Annotated in this window: 13 protein-coding genes; 2 read left to right on the top strand and 11 right to left on the bottom strand. The window is 62.0% G+C overall.

Features of this window, described 5'->3' with window-relative positions:
- Window positions 1–3 precede the first annotated feature (3 nt).
- A complete protein-coding gene (locus ACNA0I_RS08670) occupies window positions 4–981 on the bottom strand; it encodes a Bug family tripartite tricarboxylate transporter substrate binding protein (RefSeq protein WP_415805682.1) in 978 nt (325 codons plus the stop codon).
- 137 nt (window positions 982–1,118) lie between these two features.
- Window positions 1,119–2,837, bottom strand: coding sequence for an acyl-CoA dehydrogenase family protein (locus tag ACNA0I_RS08675; RefSeq protein ID WP_415805801.1), 1,719 nt, complete (start codon window positions 2,835–2,837; stop codon window positions 1,119–1,121).
- A gap of 134 nt (window positions 2,838–2,971) precedes the next feature.
- On the opposite strand from ACNA0I_RS08675, the gene ACNA0I_RS08680 reads away from it, so the two are divergent.
- A complete protein-coding gene (locus tag ACNA0I_RS08680) occupies window positions 2,972–3,874 on the top strand; it encodes a LysR family transcriptional regulator (RefSeq protein WP_415805683.1) in 903 nt (300 codons plus the stop codon).
- On the opposite strand, the gene purU is transcribed toward ACNA0I_RS08680, so the two are convergent.
- The 6 genes from purU to ACNA0I_RS08710 form a co-directional block, all read right to left on the bottom strand.
- The gene (gene purU / locus ACNA0I_RS08685) at window positions 3,871–4,725 is read right to left on the bottom strand and encodes a formyltetrahydrofolate deformylase (RefSeq protein WP_415805684.1); all 855 of its coding nucleotides are present in this window, start codon (window positions 4,723–4,725) and stop codon (window positions 3,871–3,873) included. The two genes, ACNA0I_RS08680 and purU, sit on opposite strands and share 4 nt — an antisense overlap.
- Before the next feature lie 51 nt (window positions 4,726–4,776).
- A complete protein-coding gene (locus ACNA0I_RS08690; protein ID WP_415805685.1) occupies window positions 4,777–5,886 on the bottom strand; it encodes an NAD(P)/FAD-dependent oxidoreductase in 1,110 nt (369 codons plus the stop codon).
- Between the two features lie 15 nt (window positions 5,887–5,901).
- A complete protein-coding gene (locus ACNA0I_RS08695; protein ID WP_415805686.1) occupies window positions 5,902–6,414 on the bottom strand; it encodes a flavin reductase family protein in 513 nt (170 codons plus the stop codon).
- 45 nt (window positions 6,415–6,459) lie between these two features.
- Complete coding sequence (gene pdxH, locus ACNA0I_RS08700) at window positions 6,460–7,092, bottom strand: pyridoxamine 5'-phosphate oxidase (RefSeq protein WP_415805687.1); 633 nt, start codon at window positions 7,090–7,092, stop codon at window positions 6,460–6,462.
- Between the two features lie 66 nt (window positions 7,093–7,158).
- Window positions 7,159–7,812, bottom strand: coding sequence for a gamma-glutamylcyclotransferase (locus ACNA0I_RS08705; protein WP_415805688.1), 654 nt, complete (start codon window positions 7,810–7,812; stop codon window positions 7,159–7,161).
- Window positions 7,809–9,023 (bottom strand): MFS transporter, encoded by a 1,215-nt coding sequence (locus ACNA0I_RS08710; RefSeq protein ID WP_415805689.1) that lies wholly within the window; start codon window positions 9,021–9,023, stop codon window positions 7,809–7,811. The genes ACNA0I_RS08705 and ACNA0I_RS08710 overlap by 4 nt, the downstream gene beginning before the upstream one ends.
- 300 nt (window positions 9,024–9,323) lie before the next feature.
- Between ACNA0I_RS08710 and ACNA0I_RS08715 the strand changes: the two genes are divergently transcribed.
- A complete protein-coding gene (locus ACNA0I_RS08715; RefSeq protein WP_415805690.1) occupies window positions 9,324–10,172 on the top strand; it encodes a tRNA threonylcarbamoyladenosine dehydratase in 849 nt (282 codons plus the stop codon).
- A gap of 68 nt (window positions 10,173–10,240) precedes the next feature.
- Here ACNA0I_RS08715 and ACNA0I_RS08720 read toward each other — a convergent pair whose 3' ends face one another.
- The 3 genes from ACNA0I_RS08720 to uvrA all read right to left on the bottom strand — a co-directional run bounded on the left by ACNA0I_RS08720 (window position 10,241) and on the right by uvrA (window position 18,082).
- Window positions 10,241–10,876: an aminotransferase class IV family protein gene (locus ACNA0I_RS08720; RefSeq protein WP_415805691.1), complete on the bottom strand. Its 636-nt coding sequence runs from the start codon at window positions 10,874–10,876 to the stop codon at window positions 10,241–10,243.
- Between the two features lie 127 nt (window positions 10,877–11,003).
- Window positions 11,004–12,266, bottom strand: a complete 1,263-nt coding sequence (gene pabB, locus ACNA0I_RS08725; protein ID WP_415805692.1) for an aminodeoxychorismate synthase component I — start codon at window positions 12,264–12,266, stop codon at window positions 11,004–11,006.
- Between the two features lie 5 nt (window positions 12,267–12,271).
- Window positions 12,272–18,082 carry an excinuclease ABC subunit UvrA gene (uvrA, locus tag ACNA0I_RS08730; protein ID WP_415805693.1) on the bottom strand — a complete coding sequence of 1,937 codons (5,811 nt, stop codon included), beginning with the start codon at window positions 18,080–18,082 and terminating at the stop codon, window positions 12,272–12,274.
- Window positions 18,083–18,229 lie beyond the last annotated feature (147 nt).

Here is an 18,229-nt window from a genome sequence, read left to right on the forward strand (position 1 = left end):
TCCTTAGTCTAAGGCGACGCCGGCTTCCTGAATGATGGCGCGCCATTTCGGGACCTGTACATCGATGAACGAGGCCAGGCCTTGAGGGGTTTTGTCGTCCGCTTCCACAATGCCTTGTTTGTGCAAGGTCTCTTTGACATCAGGGTCGGCCAGGACGGCGATGAACGCCTGGTTCAATTTATCGATCACATCGCTGGGCGTGCTGCGCGGCGCCACGATGCCGAAGAACACGCTGACGTCATAGCCGTCCAGCCCTTGCTCTGACAGGGTGGGCAGATCGGGCAGCGCTTGCGAACGCTGTGCGCTGGCCAGGCCGATGGCGCGCAATGTGCCTGCTTTGACATGAGGCAGGGCAGTGAGAATGTCGGTGAACGACATCGACACCTGACCGCCCAGCAAGTCATTCAATGCAGGCCCGGTGCCCTTATAGGGAATGTGCAGGATCTGCGTGCCCGCCATTTTGTTGAACAGAATGCCGGCCAGATGCGACGAGGCGCCGTTGCCCGATGAGGCATAACTGAGCTTGTCCGGATTCTGTTTTGCGTAGGCGATCAGCTCTTGCACATTTTTCACGGGCAGCGACGGATGAACGACCAGGATATTGGGCAAGTGGCCGATGCGGATGACGGGAGCAAAGCTCTGTTGGGGATCGTATTGCTGCTGTTTGTAGAGGCTGCCGTTGATGGCGAGCGGGCCCGATGTGCCGAACATGATGGTGTAGCCATCGGGTTTGGCGCGGGCGACATATTCCGCGCCGATGTTGCCGCCAGCGCCGGGGCGATTTTCCACGACGACGGTTTGGCCCAATTGACGTTTTAATCCTTCGGCCAGACGTCGCGCCATCGCGTCGGTGGGGCCGCCCGGAGGAAAGGGCACGATGAGCGTGACCGGCTGATTGGGGAATGCTTGCGCGGCGCGAGCAGAGGTGGACGCCAACAAGGCGGCGCCGGCCAGCGTCAGGCAGAAATGTCGTCGTTGCATAGTTGTCTCCTGTGGGGTGAATATTTGCCCGTTGAACAGGTCTGTTTGTTGGGAAATGTCCCTACGCGTGCGTCCACGCTCGGTTGCATTCGACGCGCGAGGTTTCTGAGTTCTACGAGGCCGCGCTCGCTGAATACCTAGCTGATGCTTTGTGCCTCGGGGCTGTCTGACAGCAAGAAATGCCGCAGCAGTTCGCGGCAGCTGTCGTCTTCATCGTCCGGAATGGCGCACGGATTGGGCTGCGCCAGGCGGTGTCGCAGGACATGGTCGGCCAGCAGGCTACGATCGGCCAGCGCCGTCTCTGAGGCCTCCCAGCGCAGTGCGGCAATCGATAGCGCATGATAGAGCGCCGATGCCGCTTGGCGCGCCAGGTCGGGACGATCTTTCAGTGCCGCATGATGGGCGAGCGCAAAGGCGCTCTCCAGGGCTTTGGTTTGCGTATCAGCCACGGCAGGACTGCACGGTACACCGGCTTGCAAGAGCGTATCGATATGCTGGCGCAACGCTGCCAAGGCATCGGTTTTCTGAATCGCACGCAATACGTCCAGCGCCACGATGTTGCTGGTGCCCTCCCAGATGGATCCCAGATGAGCGTCGCGTACCAGGCGGGCTTCGACGAATTCTTCGATATAGCCGCAGCCGCCGCGCACTTCCATACCATCTCCGGTGACTTTACGCGCATCGCGGCAGGCGCGGAATTTGATCAGCGGCGTCATGATGCGGGCCAATGCCGCCGACTGCGTGTCGTGTTCGGCGTCAGCCAGGGCCGCTGCGGTTTGGAACATCACACTGCGCGCTTGTTCGGCCCAGACCGTCATTTTTACGAGCTGACGGCGCATCAACGGCATCTCGATCAATCGCTTGCCAAAGGCGCGGCGATGTTGGGCAAAGTAAATCGCCTCGGTGACTGCCCGCCGCATCAAGCCAGCCGCTCGCATGCCATTCGACAGCCGGGAATTGTTGATCATGTCGGCCATCTGCTGGAACCCTTTGCCGCGTTCGCCGACCAGCCAGGCTTGCGCGCCTTCCAGACGGATTTCCCCGCTGGCCATCGAGCGGGTGCCGAGTTTGTCTTTCAACCGCAGGATCCGATAGGCGTTGTGCGTGCCGTCGGGCAAGTCACGCGGCAACAGGAAAAGCGATACGCCTTTCAAACCCTCGACGGGCTCGCTGCGCGCCAGCACCATGGCAAATCCCGCGTCAGCGTTCGAGCAGAACCACTTGTCTCCATATAGCCGCCAGGTGCCGTCATCCTGCAAGTCCGCACGCGTTGTCGTGGCGCTGACGTCGGAGCCCGCGCCTTGCTCTGTCATGAACATCGCGCCTTGGCGCAATTCATCGAAATCCTGCGAGGTGACTTGGGGCAGCACTCTTTCGATCAATGCGGGGTCGCCGAACTTGCGTAGTGTCCGCGCGAGCGAATCCGTCATGCTGACCGGGCAACACAGGCCGAATTCCGCTTGAACGAACAGATGGCTCAATGCATATTTGGCCGCGGGCGGCATGGGATTAGGCCATCCCAGTACGCCGCCGCGATGCGACATGGCCGCCAAACCGAACTCGCTGTACGCCAAGCGCTCCATGTCGATATAAGCGGGATGTTTGTGTATGCGCGATTCGTCCTGCCCGGCACGGTTGCGTACCGATAGGGTGGGAGGATTCTGGTCTGCAATGGTGGCCAGTTCGTCGATACGTGAACCCGCGAGCGCGCCGAGGCGATCCAGGTGAGGCAGCAGATGCGCGTGTAAATCAGACGGCAGATATCGTGCGCTCATCGCGGCCGCATACGGATCCGCGCGAAACAGATTCAGGCCCCGGGAATCGGGAACATCGGAGGAGGCTGGCGACAAGGTCATGGCGGGCTCGAGAAAGGGCGTAGTGCACGTGCTGGAGCACGCATCGTCACTCAAACCATCCATCTATACAAATACTGTTTTAATGTTGAACAATACAAATTAAATATAGATGAAAAGATCGACGGGAGATGCACATGGATCTGGAGCCACGTCTGTTGCGTTACTTCATCGCAGTCGCCGAAGAGCGCCATTTCAGCCGTGCCGCGCAACGGCTGCATATTTCTCAACCGCCTCTCAGTTATGCCATTCGACAGCTCGAGAGTACGCTTGGGGCGCAACTGCTGGAACGCACCAGCCGCCACGTGGCGCTGACCGAAGCTGGACGCGTGCTGTATCGTGAGGCGCAAGCTTTGTTGCGCCAATCCGAGGCCATCGGCACGTTGGTGCAGCGTGTCGATGCCGGTCTGCGCGGACGTTTGCGCATCGGTTTCGTCGGGTCGATGTTGTATCGCGGTTTACCCGATTTGCTGGCGTCGATGCGTGCGGCGTTGCCCGATGTCGAGCATGTTCTCGTTGAACTGAATTCTCACGATCAATTAGAGGCTGTGCGCCGGGGCGAACAGGACTTGGGATTCATTCATGCGAATCCTGCGCCTGAGGAAGTCAGGACGCTGGACTTGATAGCCGAGCCCTTTGTGTTGTGCGTGCCTGATACGCATCCGTTGGCGCACCGGCGCCGGGTGACGTTGCGGGCGGTGGCCAAAGAGGATTTTATTTTCTTTGCGCGAGAGGCCTCGCCCAGCTATTACGAGACGGTATTGTCGATGTGCGTGACCGCGGGCTTTCACCCGGTGATACGCCACGAAGTCCGGCACTGGTTGAGCGTCGCAGCGCTGGTGTCGCAGGGATTGGGGGTGTCTATTGTGCCAGCGTGCCTGGCGCGCAGCGGCCTGGCGGGCACGCGCTTTATAGCGTTCGAACACCAGGCGCGGTCCGTCAGTCAGGCGATCTGGCCGAGACAGGTGGACTCGCCGCTGCTGCGCACCGCCGTCCGGCTGGTGCGCGATCACTATGGCGCGGCCAGCGCAAAAGCCTAACGGAACACGACTGTCTTGTTGCGGTTGAGCAGAATGCGGTGCTCGACATGGCTGCGTACGGCACGGGCCAGCACCAGCGATTCCACATCGCTGCCGACTTGCGTCAGGTCTTGTGCCGTCATGGTGTGATCCACGCGTTCGATGTCCTGCTCGATGATCGGGCCTTCGTCCAGGTCGGATGTCACGTAGTGTGCGGTCGCGCCAATGATTTTGACCCCGCGGGCATGCGCCTGGTGATAGGGGCGCGCACCCTTGAAGCTCGGCAGGAAGCTATGGTGGATGTTGATGGCGCGGCCATTTAACGCCTGGCACATGTCCTGCGACAGGATCTGCATGTAGCGCGCCAGGACCACCAGATCGATCTGTTCCGACTCGACCAGGCCCAAGACTTGCTTTTCCTGCTCGGCCTTGGTGTCGGGCGTGACGGGCAGATGGTGAAACGGAATGCCGTACGACGCGGCCAGGCTTGCGTAGTCATTGTGATTGGACACAATGGCAGCGATTTCGGCATGCAGTTGGCCGCTCTGTACGCGAAACAGCAGATCGTTCAGGCAGTGCCCTTGTTTGCTGACCATGATCAACAGGCGCGGCTTGCGGCGGGCGTCATGGATCTGCCAGTCCATGGCGAAGGTATCGGCCATGGGGGCAAATCGTTCGCGCAGGCTGTCCGCGGTCACGGTGTCAGGCAGGTCAAAATGCACGCGCAAAAAGAAACGGCCGCTTTCGTCATCGCCGAATTGCTGTGAATCCAGGATGTTGCAGCCCAACTCGAACAGCAGGCCGCTGACGCGATATACGATGCCTGTGCGGTCGGGGCAGGAAAGGGTCAGGATATGATCGTTATGCGGCATGATCTGAGAAAAATAATAAGGTCACTACGCTGCGGCTCGGCGGCGGGAAAACTACGACGACAACCGAGCGACGGTCTCGTCGGCGATGGCCAGGCTGGCGGTCAGGCCCGGTGATTCGATGCCGAACAGATTGACCAATCCCGCGACGCCGTGCACGGCGGGACCGGCAATGACGAAATCCGCGGCGGGTTCGTGGGGGCCGGAAATTTTAGGGCGGATGCCAGTATAGCCAGGAGCAAGCGCGCCATCAGGCAAGGCGGGCCAATAGGTGCGGACCGCGTCATAGAACACGTCGGCTCGGCTCGGGTCCAGCGTGTAGTCTTCGGCCGGAATCCATTCGGTATCCGGGCCGAATTTGGCTTGCCCGCCCATATCCAGCGTCAGGTGCACGCCCAGGCCCGCGTGTTGAGGCACCGGGTAGATCAGATGCGAAAACGGCGCTCGGCCGGTCAGCGTGAAATAGCTGCCTTTGCACAGGTATTCGTTCGGAATGCTGGCCGGCGGCAAGCCATCGATGTTCCGCGCCAACGTAGGCGCATGAATGCCGGAGGCGTTGATCAATACGTTGCACGACAGGCTCATCGCCTCGTCGCCGCCGAATTGCACCTCGAATCCGCCTTCGGGCCGAACGCGGGCCGACTGCATCGGCGTGTGAAAGACGCATTGCGCACCGGCATTTTCCGCATCACCCTGGTAGGCCAGCATCAGCGCGTGGCTGTCGACGATGCCGGTGGAGGGCGATAACAGGGCTGCGGTGCAGCGCAGGGCCGGCTCCAGCGCCATAGCCTCGGCGGCGCTGAGCCTGCGCATATCGTCAACACCATTGGCCTGGGCGCGCTGTGCGATTCCGTCCAGCAAGAGGGCCTCATCGTCTGTCGTGGCGACAATCAGTTTGCCCAGGCGTTGGTGCGGCACGCCGCGCGCGGCGCAGTAGTCGTACAGCAGGTGCTTGCCGCGTACGCACAATTGCGCCTTGAGGCTGCCGGCGGGATAGTAGATCCCCGCGTGGATGACTTCGGAGTTGCGGGAGCTGGTGCCCGTGCCTATCCCTTCGGTGGCCTCCGCCAACAAGACCTCGCGGCCTTGCAGGGCGAGTGCCCGCGCCACGGCCAGGCCGACGACGCCAGCGCCGATTACGATGCAATCGATGTCAGTACTCATAAGGGAACCGGGGTTTTATTTCGAGTCAGGGTGAGCCGGGGTCAAGTCGAATCCCCCTGCATGAAAAACAAGGGGCGCCTCTGCAGTGTGGCCGCAGCGTTCGACTTCACCGACCATGATGATGTGATCGCCCTCGACGTACTGGCTGCGATTGCGGCATTCGAACCAGGCCGCGCAGTACTCGTCCAGCATGGGCGTGCCACCCGGGGCCTGACTGCGCGGCAGTCCATCAAAGCGCTCGCGGGTGTTGCCAGTGGCAAAGCGTCGAGCCAGCGCGATCTGGCCGGCAGACAGCACGTTGACCACGTAACGCTCGCATTGCTCGAATACCTCCAGCGAGCTCGATCGTCGGGACAGGCTCCAGAGTATCAGGGGCGGGTCAAGGGAAACCGAATTGAACGAACTGACCGTCAGACCGATCGGCGCGCCGTCCGGCGCGGCTGTGGTGACGACCGTGACCCCGGTGGCAAAGCGGCCAAGGGCAGTGCGGAAAAAGCGCGCATCGAAGGAAGGAGGTGTATGGGACATGCAACTGAGGGCGGCGGGGCGAGAGTCGCGCAGGAGGCTTAGGTTTCAAGGCGACAAGCGGTCAATGGCCCAGCCGCCTTGGCCGTCGGGCAAATAACGCAGGCGGTCATGCAGCCGCGACGCGCGGCCCTGCCAGAATTCGAACAAAGTCGGCACGAGGCGGTAACCGCCCCAGTGGGGTGGTCTGGGCGGCTGGTCGCCATAACGCTCGCGGAATGTCTGCTCGCGGGCTTCGAGCTCGGCACGGGTAATGGGCTGGCTTTGTTCCGAAGCCCAGGCGCCCAGGCGGGAGCCCAGCGGACGGCTATGGAAATAGGCGTCGGATTCCTCGGCCGAGGCTTTTTCGATGACCCCCTCGATGCGTACCTGGCGCTCTAGCGGTTGCCAGAAAAACAGCAATGCGGCGCGCGGGTTGGCCAGCAGGTCGCGCCCTTTACGAGACTCGTAATTGGTAAAGAACACAAAGCCACGCGCGTCAAAACCCTTGATCAGCACGGTGCGGGCCGAGGGTTGGCCAGTATTGTCGACGGTGGCCAGCGTCATGGCGTTGGGCTCGGGGACCTTGGCCTGCAGTGCCTGGTCGAACCACAGGCTGAACTGTTCGAGCGGCGACGCGGCAGCGGTCTCCTCGAGCAGGACGCTTTTCTCGTAGCTTTGGCGCAAATCAGATACAGACATGAGGCGGGACATCCAGGTGCATCAGAATCGGGTATCCCCCAGTTTACCGCCTTCGTGAGATGGGGTTCAGTTATCGGGCAAAGGGTCGGTCTGTTCTTCGAGTTGCCGGGCGATCCGGTCCAGGCGTGCATCATGTATACCTGCCTCGCGCAGGGCCGAGGCGGTCTGGACCACATATTCCGTGCAGGGGCCGCAACTGCCGGATGCCCGCCGCACTATGGCCAGCAATTCGGGCTCGGGCAGCGTCCGGATGTAGGCCGGGTTGTCGCGGTTCATGATGAATACCAAGGCGCGTACGGAGCCTTGGTCCGTGGCGCAGTTGATCCAGCGGGGCAGATAGGCGCCGGTGGACATTTCGCGATTCCACAGTGCCGGGAAAAATTCAGGGACGGAGTTGCCTGCCAAGCGATAGACCACCCCCCGGCAGGAGCCGCCGCGGTCCAGGCCGAACACCAGGCCGGGGCATTCCGGCGTACCGCGATTGACGCGTGACCAGAGGCACAGCGCGCGATGGTGTCCACGCAAGGTCGCCAGCCGCCGTTCCTGAAAATGGAAGTCGGGTCGCCAGATCAGCGAGCCGTAGGCATAGACCCAGACGTCCTCGCCTTCGCGCCAATGTTTAAGAGCCTCGTCGAGCGAGGCGCGTCGTTCTTCGGGCGTCCAGAGACGAAAAGGGGGAGCGGGAGCAGTGAGGGCGGAAGGAGGAGTCGGCGAATTCACGGCGCGGGATTTTCTGCGTCTTGCGGGGGGTGACGATTGACCCAGCCGCCTGCGCTCAGCGCAGCAGCGTAGGCCCAAAACAAGGGAGCGATGCCAATTACCGCACCCAATGCGCCAAAGGTCAATGGCAGAGAGACTTGCGAAGCATTGATGAATGCCATCCGCAAGCCCACCGCCTCTGCGGCGCGACCATGAGGCGTATGTTGGTGCAGTAGCGACAGCATACTCGGTTGGCAGCATCCCAGGGCCAATCCCAGTACAAAAGAAAGCCCGATCAGGACCGCAACGTCGGCGAAAAGAGGGTAAATCAGAAAATCTGCCGCCGTGATGACCATGGCTGTGCGCACAAGCGTCCAGGAACGAACCCGTGTCTGGATAAAGGGTAATGCCAACCGGATGAGGAAAGTTCCCAGCGCGAAGGACGCGAGTATCGTGCCAATGGTGGTAGCGGACAACCCGATGGCGACGCCGAACAGCGGGACGACAAATAGGTGGGTATCCCAGGCGCCCGACAGAATGGTGTTAACCATCAGGATGCGCCGCAAGGGCGGGAGGTGCAGTAATTCGGTGGCCCGCCGGCGCGCGATTTGCCGCGACGCGGGCTCCATGCTTTCGTCTACTGCCCGCAGAGCCGGCTGTAGCCGGCGCAATCCGGCCAACGCCAAGAGCGGCCCCAGGGTCAAGATGCCGAACGCCAACCGCGAGCCCAGATGGTCGATGGCCAGCCCGGCGATGAGCGGACCGCTGAACCCCGATCCCGCCATGGACAGCGACAGCCAGGAAAAATTGCGCAGACGGCGGGCAGGCTCGGCATGCCCCAACACGTCCTGGGTCGCGACTTGGTGCAACATAAAGCCAATACCGATGCTACAGGCCGCAATCAGCAGCGTGATCTGGTGCTGATGGATAAAAGGCAACACGGTGCCAATGACCACCAGTGCATTGCCCAAGGTGATCGGACGCCGTATCCCGATACGGTCGATCCACTGGCCGGCCCGCACGGACATCAACATCGGGATGACGGCGAATACTGCGACCAGGCTGCCCACGATAAACGTAGATAGCCCCAATTGCAGGGCAGTTAGCGATACGGTGATGCGTCCGCCCGTGAGAGCGATGTGGTTGAGCATGGCAACCACGCACAGCAGCCCCGCTCCGGAGAACTCCGTCGCGTGAGAGGAAGACGAGGGGGAATGGGCTGAAGTTGACACTGATGCGGCATTAACTTCTGCGATTTTGATCCTAAGTCGCTGGGGTGTCGAGACGCGGCGGCGGGGCAACTTGGCGGGGATTAGAGACCCGAACAGGACATTTGTGAGCATGTAGGAACCCGGTTGCGATGAACTGATGTTAATTAATTGATAGATCACAGAAGTTGTGCTTTTCCCGTGTGCGTGGCGCGTTGGGCCGACGATCGTCCAGGGTGTGTCCTTATTGCAACGCTTGGCCGCAGTAGGGTTGTTTTCGCTGGCTCGCGTCCCGCATGACGCCGTCGTGGGAAAATAGCGTCCATGGATATTTCAGCTACCTTGGATGATGTTGATGCCGAACGCCGTTTTGGCGGATTGGCGCGCTTGTATGGCCCGGATGCGCCGGCGCTTTTGCGTCAGGCGCACATTGCGGTGGCTGGCCTGGGCGGGGTGGGTTCCTGGGTGGCAGAAGCCCTGGCGCGGTGTGGTGTGGGCGCGTTGACCCTGATCGATCTGGACAACATCGCGGAATCCAATGTCAATCGGCAGATTCATGCCCTGACCTCGACCATCGGACAGTCCAAGGTCGACGCCATGGCGGATCGGATTCAGGCGATCAACCCGGCGTGCGTGTTGACGCGTGTCGAGGATTTTGTCGAGCCTGGCAATATCGATCAGGTGCTGCCGGGCCCCTATACCGTGCTGGCCGATTGCACGGATCAGGCAACGGCCAAAATCGCGATGGTGTTGTACGCCCGCGAGCGCCGCGTGCCGCTGCTATTGTGCGGTGGAGCGGGGGGCAAGACGGACCCGCTGGCCCTGCGCGCTGGGGATCTGTCGCAGGCCGTGAACGACGCGCTCCTGGCCAAGCTGCGCAATCAATTGCGCCGCCAGCACGGATTTCCCAAGGCCAGTGATGCGCGGGGCAAGGCGCTCAAACGGGTCCCGCGCATGGGAGTGAGAGCACTCTGGTTCGATCAGCCGGCGATCATGCCCGCCGCTTGGGCACGCGCTGCCGAGGTGACCGACGATATGGGAGCCGCCGGGCAGGCGGTGGCGCCGCAAGGGTTGTCGTGCGCAGGATATGGCTCTGTCGTGACCGTGACGGCGGCGATGGGGATGGCCGTCGCTAACGAGGCGCTGCAACTGGCGTTGAAAGCTAAGGCGTAGCCAGCGCCTGACTATCCCGGTTCAACGTGAACGCCGGCTGTTCGAGGCCGGCGCCTGTTGCTCACGGGTCAGGCTGATCTCAAGGTAACGTCGAACCAGCCGCGTAGCGCATTGGACAGGCGTATGCCTTCGGCCTCATGCAGGTCTTGCGCGGTCAGGGTGCGTTCGTGCACCGACTCTCGATCGAGCAACTCGGCGCGTTGCACGCCCGGCAGGCAGCCGCTGCGGATCGGGGGGGTGTACCACACGCCCCGGATCAGCAGGTAAACGTTGCTGCGGCTGCCTTCGCAGAGTTCGCCATGTTGATTCAGGTACAGCAGGTCGAATACATCGGGATGCGCGGCCAGCCAGCTCGTCGCCTCGGTGTACCAGGGCCGATAGGTGGTTTTGTAGCGCAGCAGCGGCTCATCGGCGTTGAGCACCTCATCGGACAGCATGATGTGTTGAACGCCGGATAACGCGGGCAAAAGCGCAGTTTGGACGGTGCGGTGTCCCGTGCGATTGACCAGCAATCGCAGCCGGTGCGCACCGGGTGTGGCCACCATCGATAGCGCGGAATAAAGCGCTCGTTCGATTTCCAGCGCGCCCGCCCACGCATAGTCCAGCGCGGCGCAGCTGGCCTCCAGACGGGCCAGGTGACGCGGCAGCAGAGGAATGTTGCCCTCTGCATCGACTAGCATGGTTTCGATCAACTCAGCAGACATGATCTGAATCTCGAGTGCGGGAAACGGCCCGGCGATGGAATGCGGGGGGCGAGATGGAATGTTATCCGATGATGAGGGGTGAAGCCGATGTTGATATCGGTACAGATGCCGGCGTTGCGGCGGATAGCTATGCCGAGACTGACGCAGATGCCGGCATGGCATCTCGCAGGAGTCTAGCCTTCCACTGGCACTCCTGCCATTCCATTTCCGGATCCGAGTCGTGCACGATGCCGCCGCCGACGCTATAAACTCCGTGGCCGGTTTGATCCAGCACCAGCGTTCGAATCGCGACATTCAGTGAGAAATCCCCATCAGGCGCGAGCCAGCCAATCGCACCGCAGTACAGGCCGCGCGGTGCGATTTCCATTTGGCGGATGCGCCGCATGGCGGCGACCTTGGGCGCGCCGGTAATTGAACCGCAAGGAAACAAGGCGTGCAGAATCTGGCTGAACGTCGCGTCCGGGACTTCGGCAGTCACCGTTGAGGTCATCGTCCATACGGTGGGATAGCGTTCCAAGGTGAAGAGGGCTGGCACCTGGACCGAGCCGGGGCGGGCCAGGCGGCCGAGATCATTGCGCAGCAGGTCCACGATCATCAGGTTTTCCGCGCGGTTTTTGGCGCTGGCGTGTAGTTCGCGGCCTAGCCGTTCGTCTTCGGCGGGGTCGGGATGGCGTGGCGAGGTGCCTTTCATCGGGCGTACTGTCAAGCGAGCGCCTTCTCGCCGTACAAACAGCTCGGGGGAAAACGACAGCACGGTGCGTTGGCCGTCTTCGATATAGGCGCCGTGGGCCACCGGATGGAGAGCGGCGAGGTGCTGATAAAGTGCGCGCGGGTCGCCCTGTACCTGTATGTCCAGCGGCTGGGTGTAGTTCACCTGGTAGAGCTCGCCCGCGGCAATCAGCTGGCGGATGGCTTCGATCTGCCGCAGATAGTCGGCCCGTGCCATGCGAGGCTCGATGGAAGAGATCTTTGCGGCAAGCGCTTGTCGAGTCGTTATATCTGCCGTATTGGAGGAGGTCGGGGCAGAGACCGCGTTTGCGTGCCGGAGAGGCGTGTTTTCCGAGGTCTGTGTCAGTACGGTTTTCTCCGCCGGCCACGGCGTTTCTACTGTCATGCGCTCGAATACCAATCCTGTCAGGCGAGGCGTGCCATCGGCGACCTGCCTGGTTGCCGGGCCGCCAGTGGGCGCAGGCAAGACGGTTTCGGGGGCAAGCCATTCGCCCAGCTCATAGTCGAGCAGCAGCGCGACCCAATACCCCGCGCGCCGCGCGGCCTCGATGGTGTCCAGGGCGGCGGGAAGTTCCTCAGGGTGACGGGCTTCGATGCGCTGGCGCAGGCGCTGCAGATTCAGTGCGCGCCCAGCCACGCGATCCTCAAAACGACATTGCATGATGCTTACTGTTGTTGTGCGAGAAATTCCGTCAAGACACGACCAGTATGTGAGCGTTCGCGCAAGGTCATCACGTGTTCGGGCGAACCCTCGGCGACCAGTTGGCCACCTCCGGTGCCGCCTTCGGGGCCGAGGTCGAGCAGCCAATCGGCTTCGGCAATCACGTCCAGATTGTGCTCGATCACGACAACAGTATTGCCTGCCTCGACCAGGCGATGCAGCACATGGATCAGCTTTTCCACATCGGCCATCGACAGCCCGACCGTCGGCTCGTCCAGGACATATAACGTGTGTGGAATGCGCGAAGCGCGGCCAGTCGTGATGACGCCCTCGGTCAAACGGGCTTTCGACAGTTCGGTGACCAGCTTGATGCGCTGCGCCTCGCCGCCGGACAGTGTGGGCGAGGGCTGGCCCAGCGTCAGGTATCCCAGCCCCACGTCCTGCATCAGTTGCAAGGGACGATGAATTTTGGGATGGGCGGTGAAGTAGCCCAGCGCATCGTCGACCTCCATGTTGAGCAACTCGCCCGCGTTTTTGCCGCGCATTTGTACTGACAGCGTGTCGCTATTGAAGCGCGCGCCGTTGCAGGCATCGCAGGGCACTTTGACGTCGGGCAGGAAGTTCATTTCGATGGTGCGCATGCCCTGGCCTTCGCAAATGGGGCAGCGGCCATCGCCGGTGTTGAACGAGAACCGTGCTGCGCTCCATCCGCGCATGCGGGCCTCGCGCGTATCGGCGAATTGGCGGCGCACGTCATCCCAGAACCCGATATAGGTGGCCGGGCAGGAACGCGGGGTTTTGCCGATGGGCGTCTGGTCGACTTCCAGAACGCGGTCGATTGCCTCCCAGCCGCTGATGCGTTCGCAGCCATTCCAGCGCGGGGCTTTGGATTGCGAGACGGCTTGCAGCAGGTTGTCCAGCAGCACCTCGCGTGCGAGCGTGGACTTGCCTGACCCGGATACCCCTGTGACAACGCTCAGGCGGCCAATGGGAATTCGGGCATCGACATGGCGTAGGTTGTGCAGATGTGCGCCATGGATCTGAATCATGGGCGTGTCATCGTCAACCGCGCGGCGGCCATTGAGCGGATGCTTCAAGGGCTTGGCCAGATAACGGCCGGTGACTGATTCAGGGGCGTCGATCAGGTCCTGCGCACTGCCTTGCGCCACGACGCGGCCGCCGCGCACGCCTGCGCCGGGGCCGATGTCGATGATGTGCGAGGCACGGCGAATGGTGTCGTCATCGTGTTCCACCACGACCAGCGTATTGCCGTTGCCCTCGAGGCGGGCGAGGGCGTCCAACAGGATGCGGTTATCGCGAGGGTGCAGGCCGATGGTGGGCTCGTCCAGCACGTAGCACACGCCTTGCAGGTTTGAACCCAGCTGTGCCGCGAGCCGGATGCGTTGGGCTTCGCCGCCGGACAAGGTGGGTGCGGCGCGATCCAGCGCCAGATAATCCAGGCCGACTTCTTTCATGAAATTCAGGCGGCCGCGAATTTCCGTCAGGATATCGCGCGCGATTTCGCCCTCGCGGCCACGCGCGACCAGGCCGGTAAAAAACGTGTGTGCTTCGGACACCGGCATGGCGGCGAGCTCGGCGATGGAGCGGTCGCGCCAGCGCACGGCGCGCGCTACGCGATTCAGGCGCTGGCCATCGCAGACCGTGCAAGTGTGAGCCTCGCCATCGTAGCCCGCATTCCAGGCGGATTCCTCGCCGGTTTGCTCGGCGTCGAAATCCTGCAGTTGTACGCCCGTGCCAAAGCATCCCGTGCACCAGCCATGTTTGGAGTTGTACGAAAACAGGCGCGGGTCAGGTTCAGGGAAACTGGTGCCGCACGACGGGCACGCGCGTTTGACCGAGAAATGCTGCTGTTGCAGTTCGCTGTCGAGCGCTTCATGCAGCTTGTTGACCGGCCAGACCATACTGAGGACGCCTTGGCCGTGTTCCAGGGCCTGTTTGACGGCATCACGCAACGCAGCCTCGTTGTCGGGATCGACGATCAGATCGGCAATCGGCAACTCGATGGTGTGTTCCTTGTAGCGATCCAGGCGCGGCCAGGGACTGACCGGAATAAATGTGCCGTCGACACGCAAGTGCGTGTAGCCCTTGGAGCCTGCCCACTTGGCCAAATCCGTGTAGTAGCCCTTGCGTGCAGTAACCAGCGGCGCCAGCAGGCCGATATGCTGACCCTTGTGCTCGCGCAACAGGCGCGCCACGATCTGGTCCGTGTTTTGCGGTTCGACCGCGACCTGGCAGTCGGGGCAATATTGAGTGCCCAGCTTGACGTATAGCAGGCGCAGAAAATGGTGGATCTCCGTCATCGTGGCGACGGTGGATTTACGCCCGCCGCGGCTGGTGCGCTGTTCGATCGCGACCGTGGGCGGAATACCGAAAATCGCGTCGACGTCCGGTTTGCCGGCAGGTTGCACGATGGCGCGTGCGTACGCGTTCAGCGATTCCAGATAACGGCGTTGGCCCTCGTTGAACAGGATGTCAAAGGCCAGCGTGGATTTGCCCGAGCCCGAGACGCCGGTGATGACGGTGAACTTGTCGTGGGGGATCTCGACGTTGACGTTTTTCAGGTTGTGTTCGCGCGCATTGCGTATCTCGATGGCTTGCGCCTGGCGCCGGCGGCGCATGAGAGATTGCAGCGGCGTACCAGCGCTTTCCGCATACGCGGCGGCGGGCTCGGCCAAGGTGAGCGCGGATGAACCCTGCGCGGCTGACGCGGCATCCATATCGGCATCGCCAGCTGCCCGGTCTGCGACGCGTGTCGCGTCGGCTGTGGCTGCCTCGACGACCTGGCTCGGCAGCACACTGACCTCATAGTCGCGTAACGCCGCACCGGTATGCGAGCGCGGATTGTCCATCAAGTCTTGCGGAGTGCCGACACCGACGACGAGGCCGCCGGCATCGCCACCTTCGGGGCCTAGATCGATCAGCCAATCTGCGGCACGGATGACGTCGAGATTGTGTTCAATAACCAGCAGGGTATGCCCGGCGGCAAGCAGCTTGCGGAACGCGCGCATCAAGCGCGAAACGTCGTCAAAGTGCAGGCCGGTCGTCGGCTCGTCGAACAAGAACAGGCTACCTTTTTTGGCAACCTTGGCGGTAGAGATGCCGCTGCGGGCGGCTCCGGCCAAATGGCCGGCGAGCTTCAGGCGCTGGGCCTCGCCGCCGGATAGCGTAGGGACGGGTTGTCCTAATCGCACGTATTCGAGGCCCACATCGGCCAAAGGTGCCAAGCCAGTTTGCACATCGCGCAAGCCTTTGAAAAATTCCAAGGCCTCGCTGACGGTCATCTCCAGGACTTCGTCTATCGAGGCGTTCTTGCCCAAGTGTTCGATGCGCACCTCGAGCACCTCGGGACGGAATCGCCGTCCGTCGCAATCGGGGCAACGCAGATAGACGTCGGACAGGAACTGCATCTCCACATGTTCGAAACCCGTGCCGCCGCAGGTGGGGCAACGTCCATCGCCGCTGTTGAAACTGAACGTGCCTGCGGTGTAGGCGCGTTCTTTGGCGAGCGGCGCTTGGGCAAAGAGCTTGCGGATTGCATCGAAGGCCCCGACGTAGCTCGCCGGGTTGGAGCGTGCGGTCTTGCCGATGGGGGTTTGATCGACCATCACCACGTCGGCAATCTGTTCGGCGCCCAACAAGCGCTCGAACGAACCCGGGGCTTCGGAGGGTTTGCCTTGGTATTTCAGCAGGGCCGGATACAGCACGTCCTGGACCAAAGTCGATTTGCCCGAGCCCGATACGCCGGTGACACACACGAGCCGGCCGAGCGGCAGTTCGATAGAGACGTTACGCAGATTGTGTGCGGTAGCGCCCTCCAATAACAGGCGCGGCGTATTGGCGGCGACAGGCATGGGGCGCGGCGCTTCGACGCGCAGACGTCCACCCAGATAGTCGCCCGTGAGCGTGGGCGAACTGCGCAGTTGTGCGGGCGTGCCGTCGAACACAATACGTCCGCCGCGTTCGCCAGGGCCCGGGCCGATGTCGATGATGCGATCCGCAGCCACCATGACTTGAGGATCATGTTCGACGACGACCAGCGTGTTGCCGGCCTGACGCAATCGATGCATGACTTCGACAACGCGGTGCATGTCGCGCGGGTGCAGCCCGATAGACGGTTCGTCCAGCACGAACAGGGTGTTGACCAGAGAGGTGCCCAACGCCGTGGTCAGGTTGATGCGCTGTACTTCGCCGCCGGACAAGGTGCGGCTTTGACGGTCCAGCGTCAGATAGCCCAAGCCGACGTCGCAGAGGAATTTCAATCGCGCGCGGACCTCGGTCAAGAGCAGATCGGCGGCGGCATCCAGTACGCCGGTGAACGAGAGCGTGTCAAAGAAATGGCGCACGCGTTCGATGGGCAGCAGCATGACGTCGTGAATCGACAGGCCGTCCAGGGCCTCGAGTTGTTCTTGGCTCCATGCGGCGCCTGCGGGCATGAAACGCGTATAGCGTTCGTCGCCTGGCGGCAGCACCTCGTCGGCCTCGGCCTTGGTTCCCAAGCGCCACAGCAAGGCGTCGGGCTTGAGGCGAGCGCCATGACAGGTGGGGCAGGGGGTATAGCTGCGATATTTGGACAGCAGCACGCGCACATGCATTTTGTAGGCGCGGCTTTCCAGCCAGGCAAAGAATCGATGTACACCGTACCACTGGGTTTTCCAGGCGTTGTTGCCGCCTTTCCAGTCGGGATCGCCGTGCAGTACCCAATGGCGTTGCGCGTCGGTCATGGCCTTCCATGGGACAGAGAGCGGGATGCCCGCGCGCGGCGCGTATTTGGCCAAATCGTCCTGGCATTCCTTGTACGAGGGCGTTTGCCAGGGCTTGATAGCGCCTTCGTTCAAGGTTTTGTTTTCGTCGGGGATGACCAGGCCGTAATCGATGCCGATGACCCGCCCGAAACCGCGGCAGCTTTCGCAAGCGCCAAGCGGCGAATTAAACGAAAAACTGCTGGGCAGCGGATCGGTGTATTCGATATCGCAGTCCGCACAATGCAGTCGATCACTGTATTTCCAGACTTGTGCGTCGACGCCTTCGTCATCGAGCACGTGAACGGCCATGTGGCCCGCGCCCATGCGCAGCGCCGTGTCCAGGGCCTCCATCAGGCGTTCGCGCTCTGCGCTGGAGTGGCGGAATCGGTCTTGCACCACGTGCAGAATGCGGCGCTCCTCGTTGGCCGTGGCGGTTTTGCCCTTGCCGGCGGCTTTTGCGCGTTTGCTGGCCGCTTTGGTGGCCGACGGCGCACGGGTTTCTTCGTGGTGCACGCGCGTGTAGCCCTGCTGTTCGAGAAAACCGCGAACCTCGTCTTCTGTGAAGTTGGCGGGCACGGCAATCGGAAACGTAATGACCAGGCGCGGATCGCCCACCGCCGGCGCGCGCTGCGCCAGCGAGGCGGCAATCGAGTCGGGCGTATCGCGCCGCACGAGTTTGCCGCAGCCTCGGCAGTAGAGTTTGGCACCGCGCGCGAACAGGAGCTTGAGGTGATCGTTCAGCTCGGTCATCGTGCCCACGGTGCTGCGCGAGCTGCGCACCGGGTTGGTCTGATCGATGGCGATGGCGGGCAAAATGCCCTCGATGCGATCGACCTGGGGCTTGTCCATGCGGTCCAGGAACTGGCGCGCGTAGGGCGAAAAGGTCTCGACGTAGCGGCGCTGGCCCTCGGCATAGAGCGTATCGAACGCCAGCGAGCTTTTGCCTGAGCCCGACACGCCGGTAATGACGACGAGCTCGCCGGTGGCGAGCGTCAGATCCAGGTTTTTCAGGTTGTTTTGGCGGGCGCCGACGATGCGAATTTGAGAGCTCATGACGAGGGAACGATGCGTGAACGACGCGGAATCAGACCAGAATCCGCGGGTGATAGGATATCGCTGAAATATCTGTATATTTAAACAGTATCTTAGATTACCGCTAATCCGTGTAATTGTCGCGTGAATATGCTTCGCTACGGCTGC

The organism is Bordetella muralis, from assembly GCF_965139205.1.
Classification (GTDB): domain Bacteria; phylum Pseudomonadota; class Gammaproteobacteria; order Burkholderiales; family Burkholderiaceae_B; genus Bordetella_A; species Bordetella_A muralis.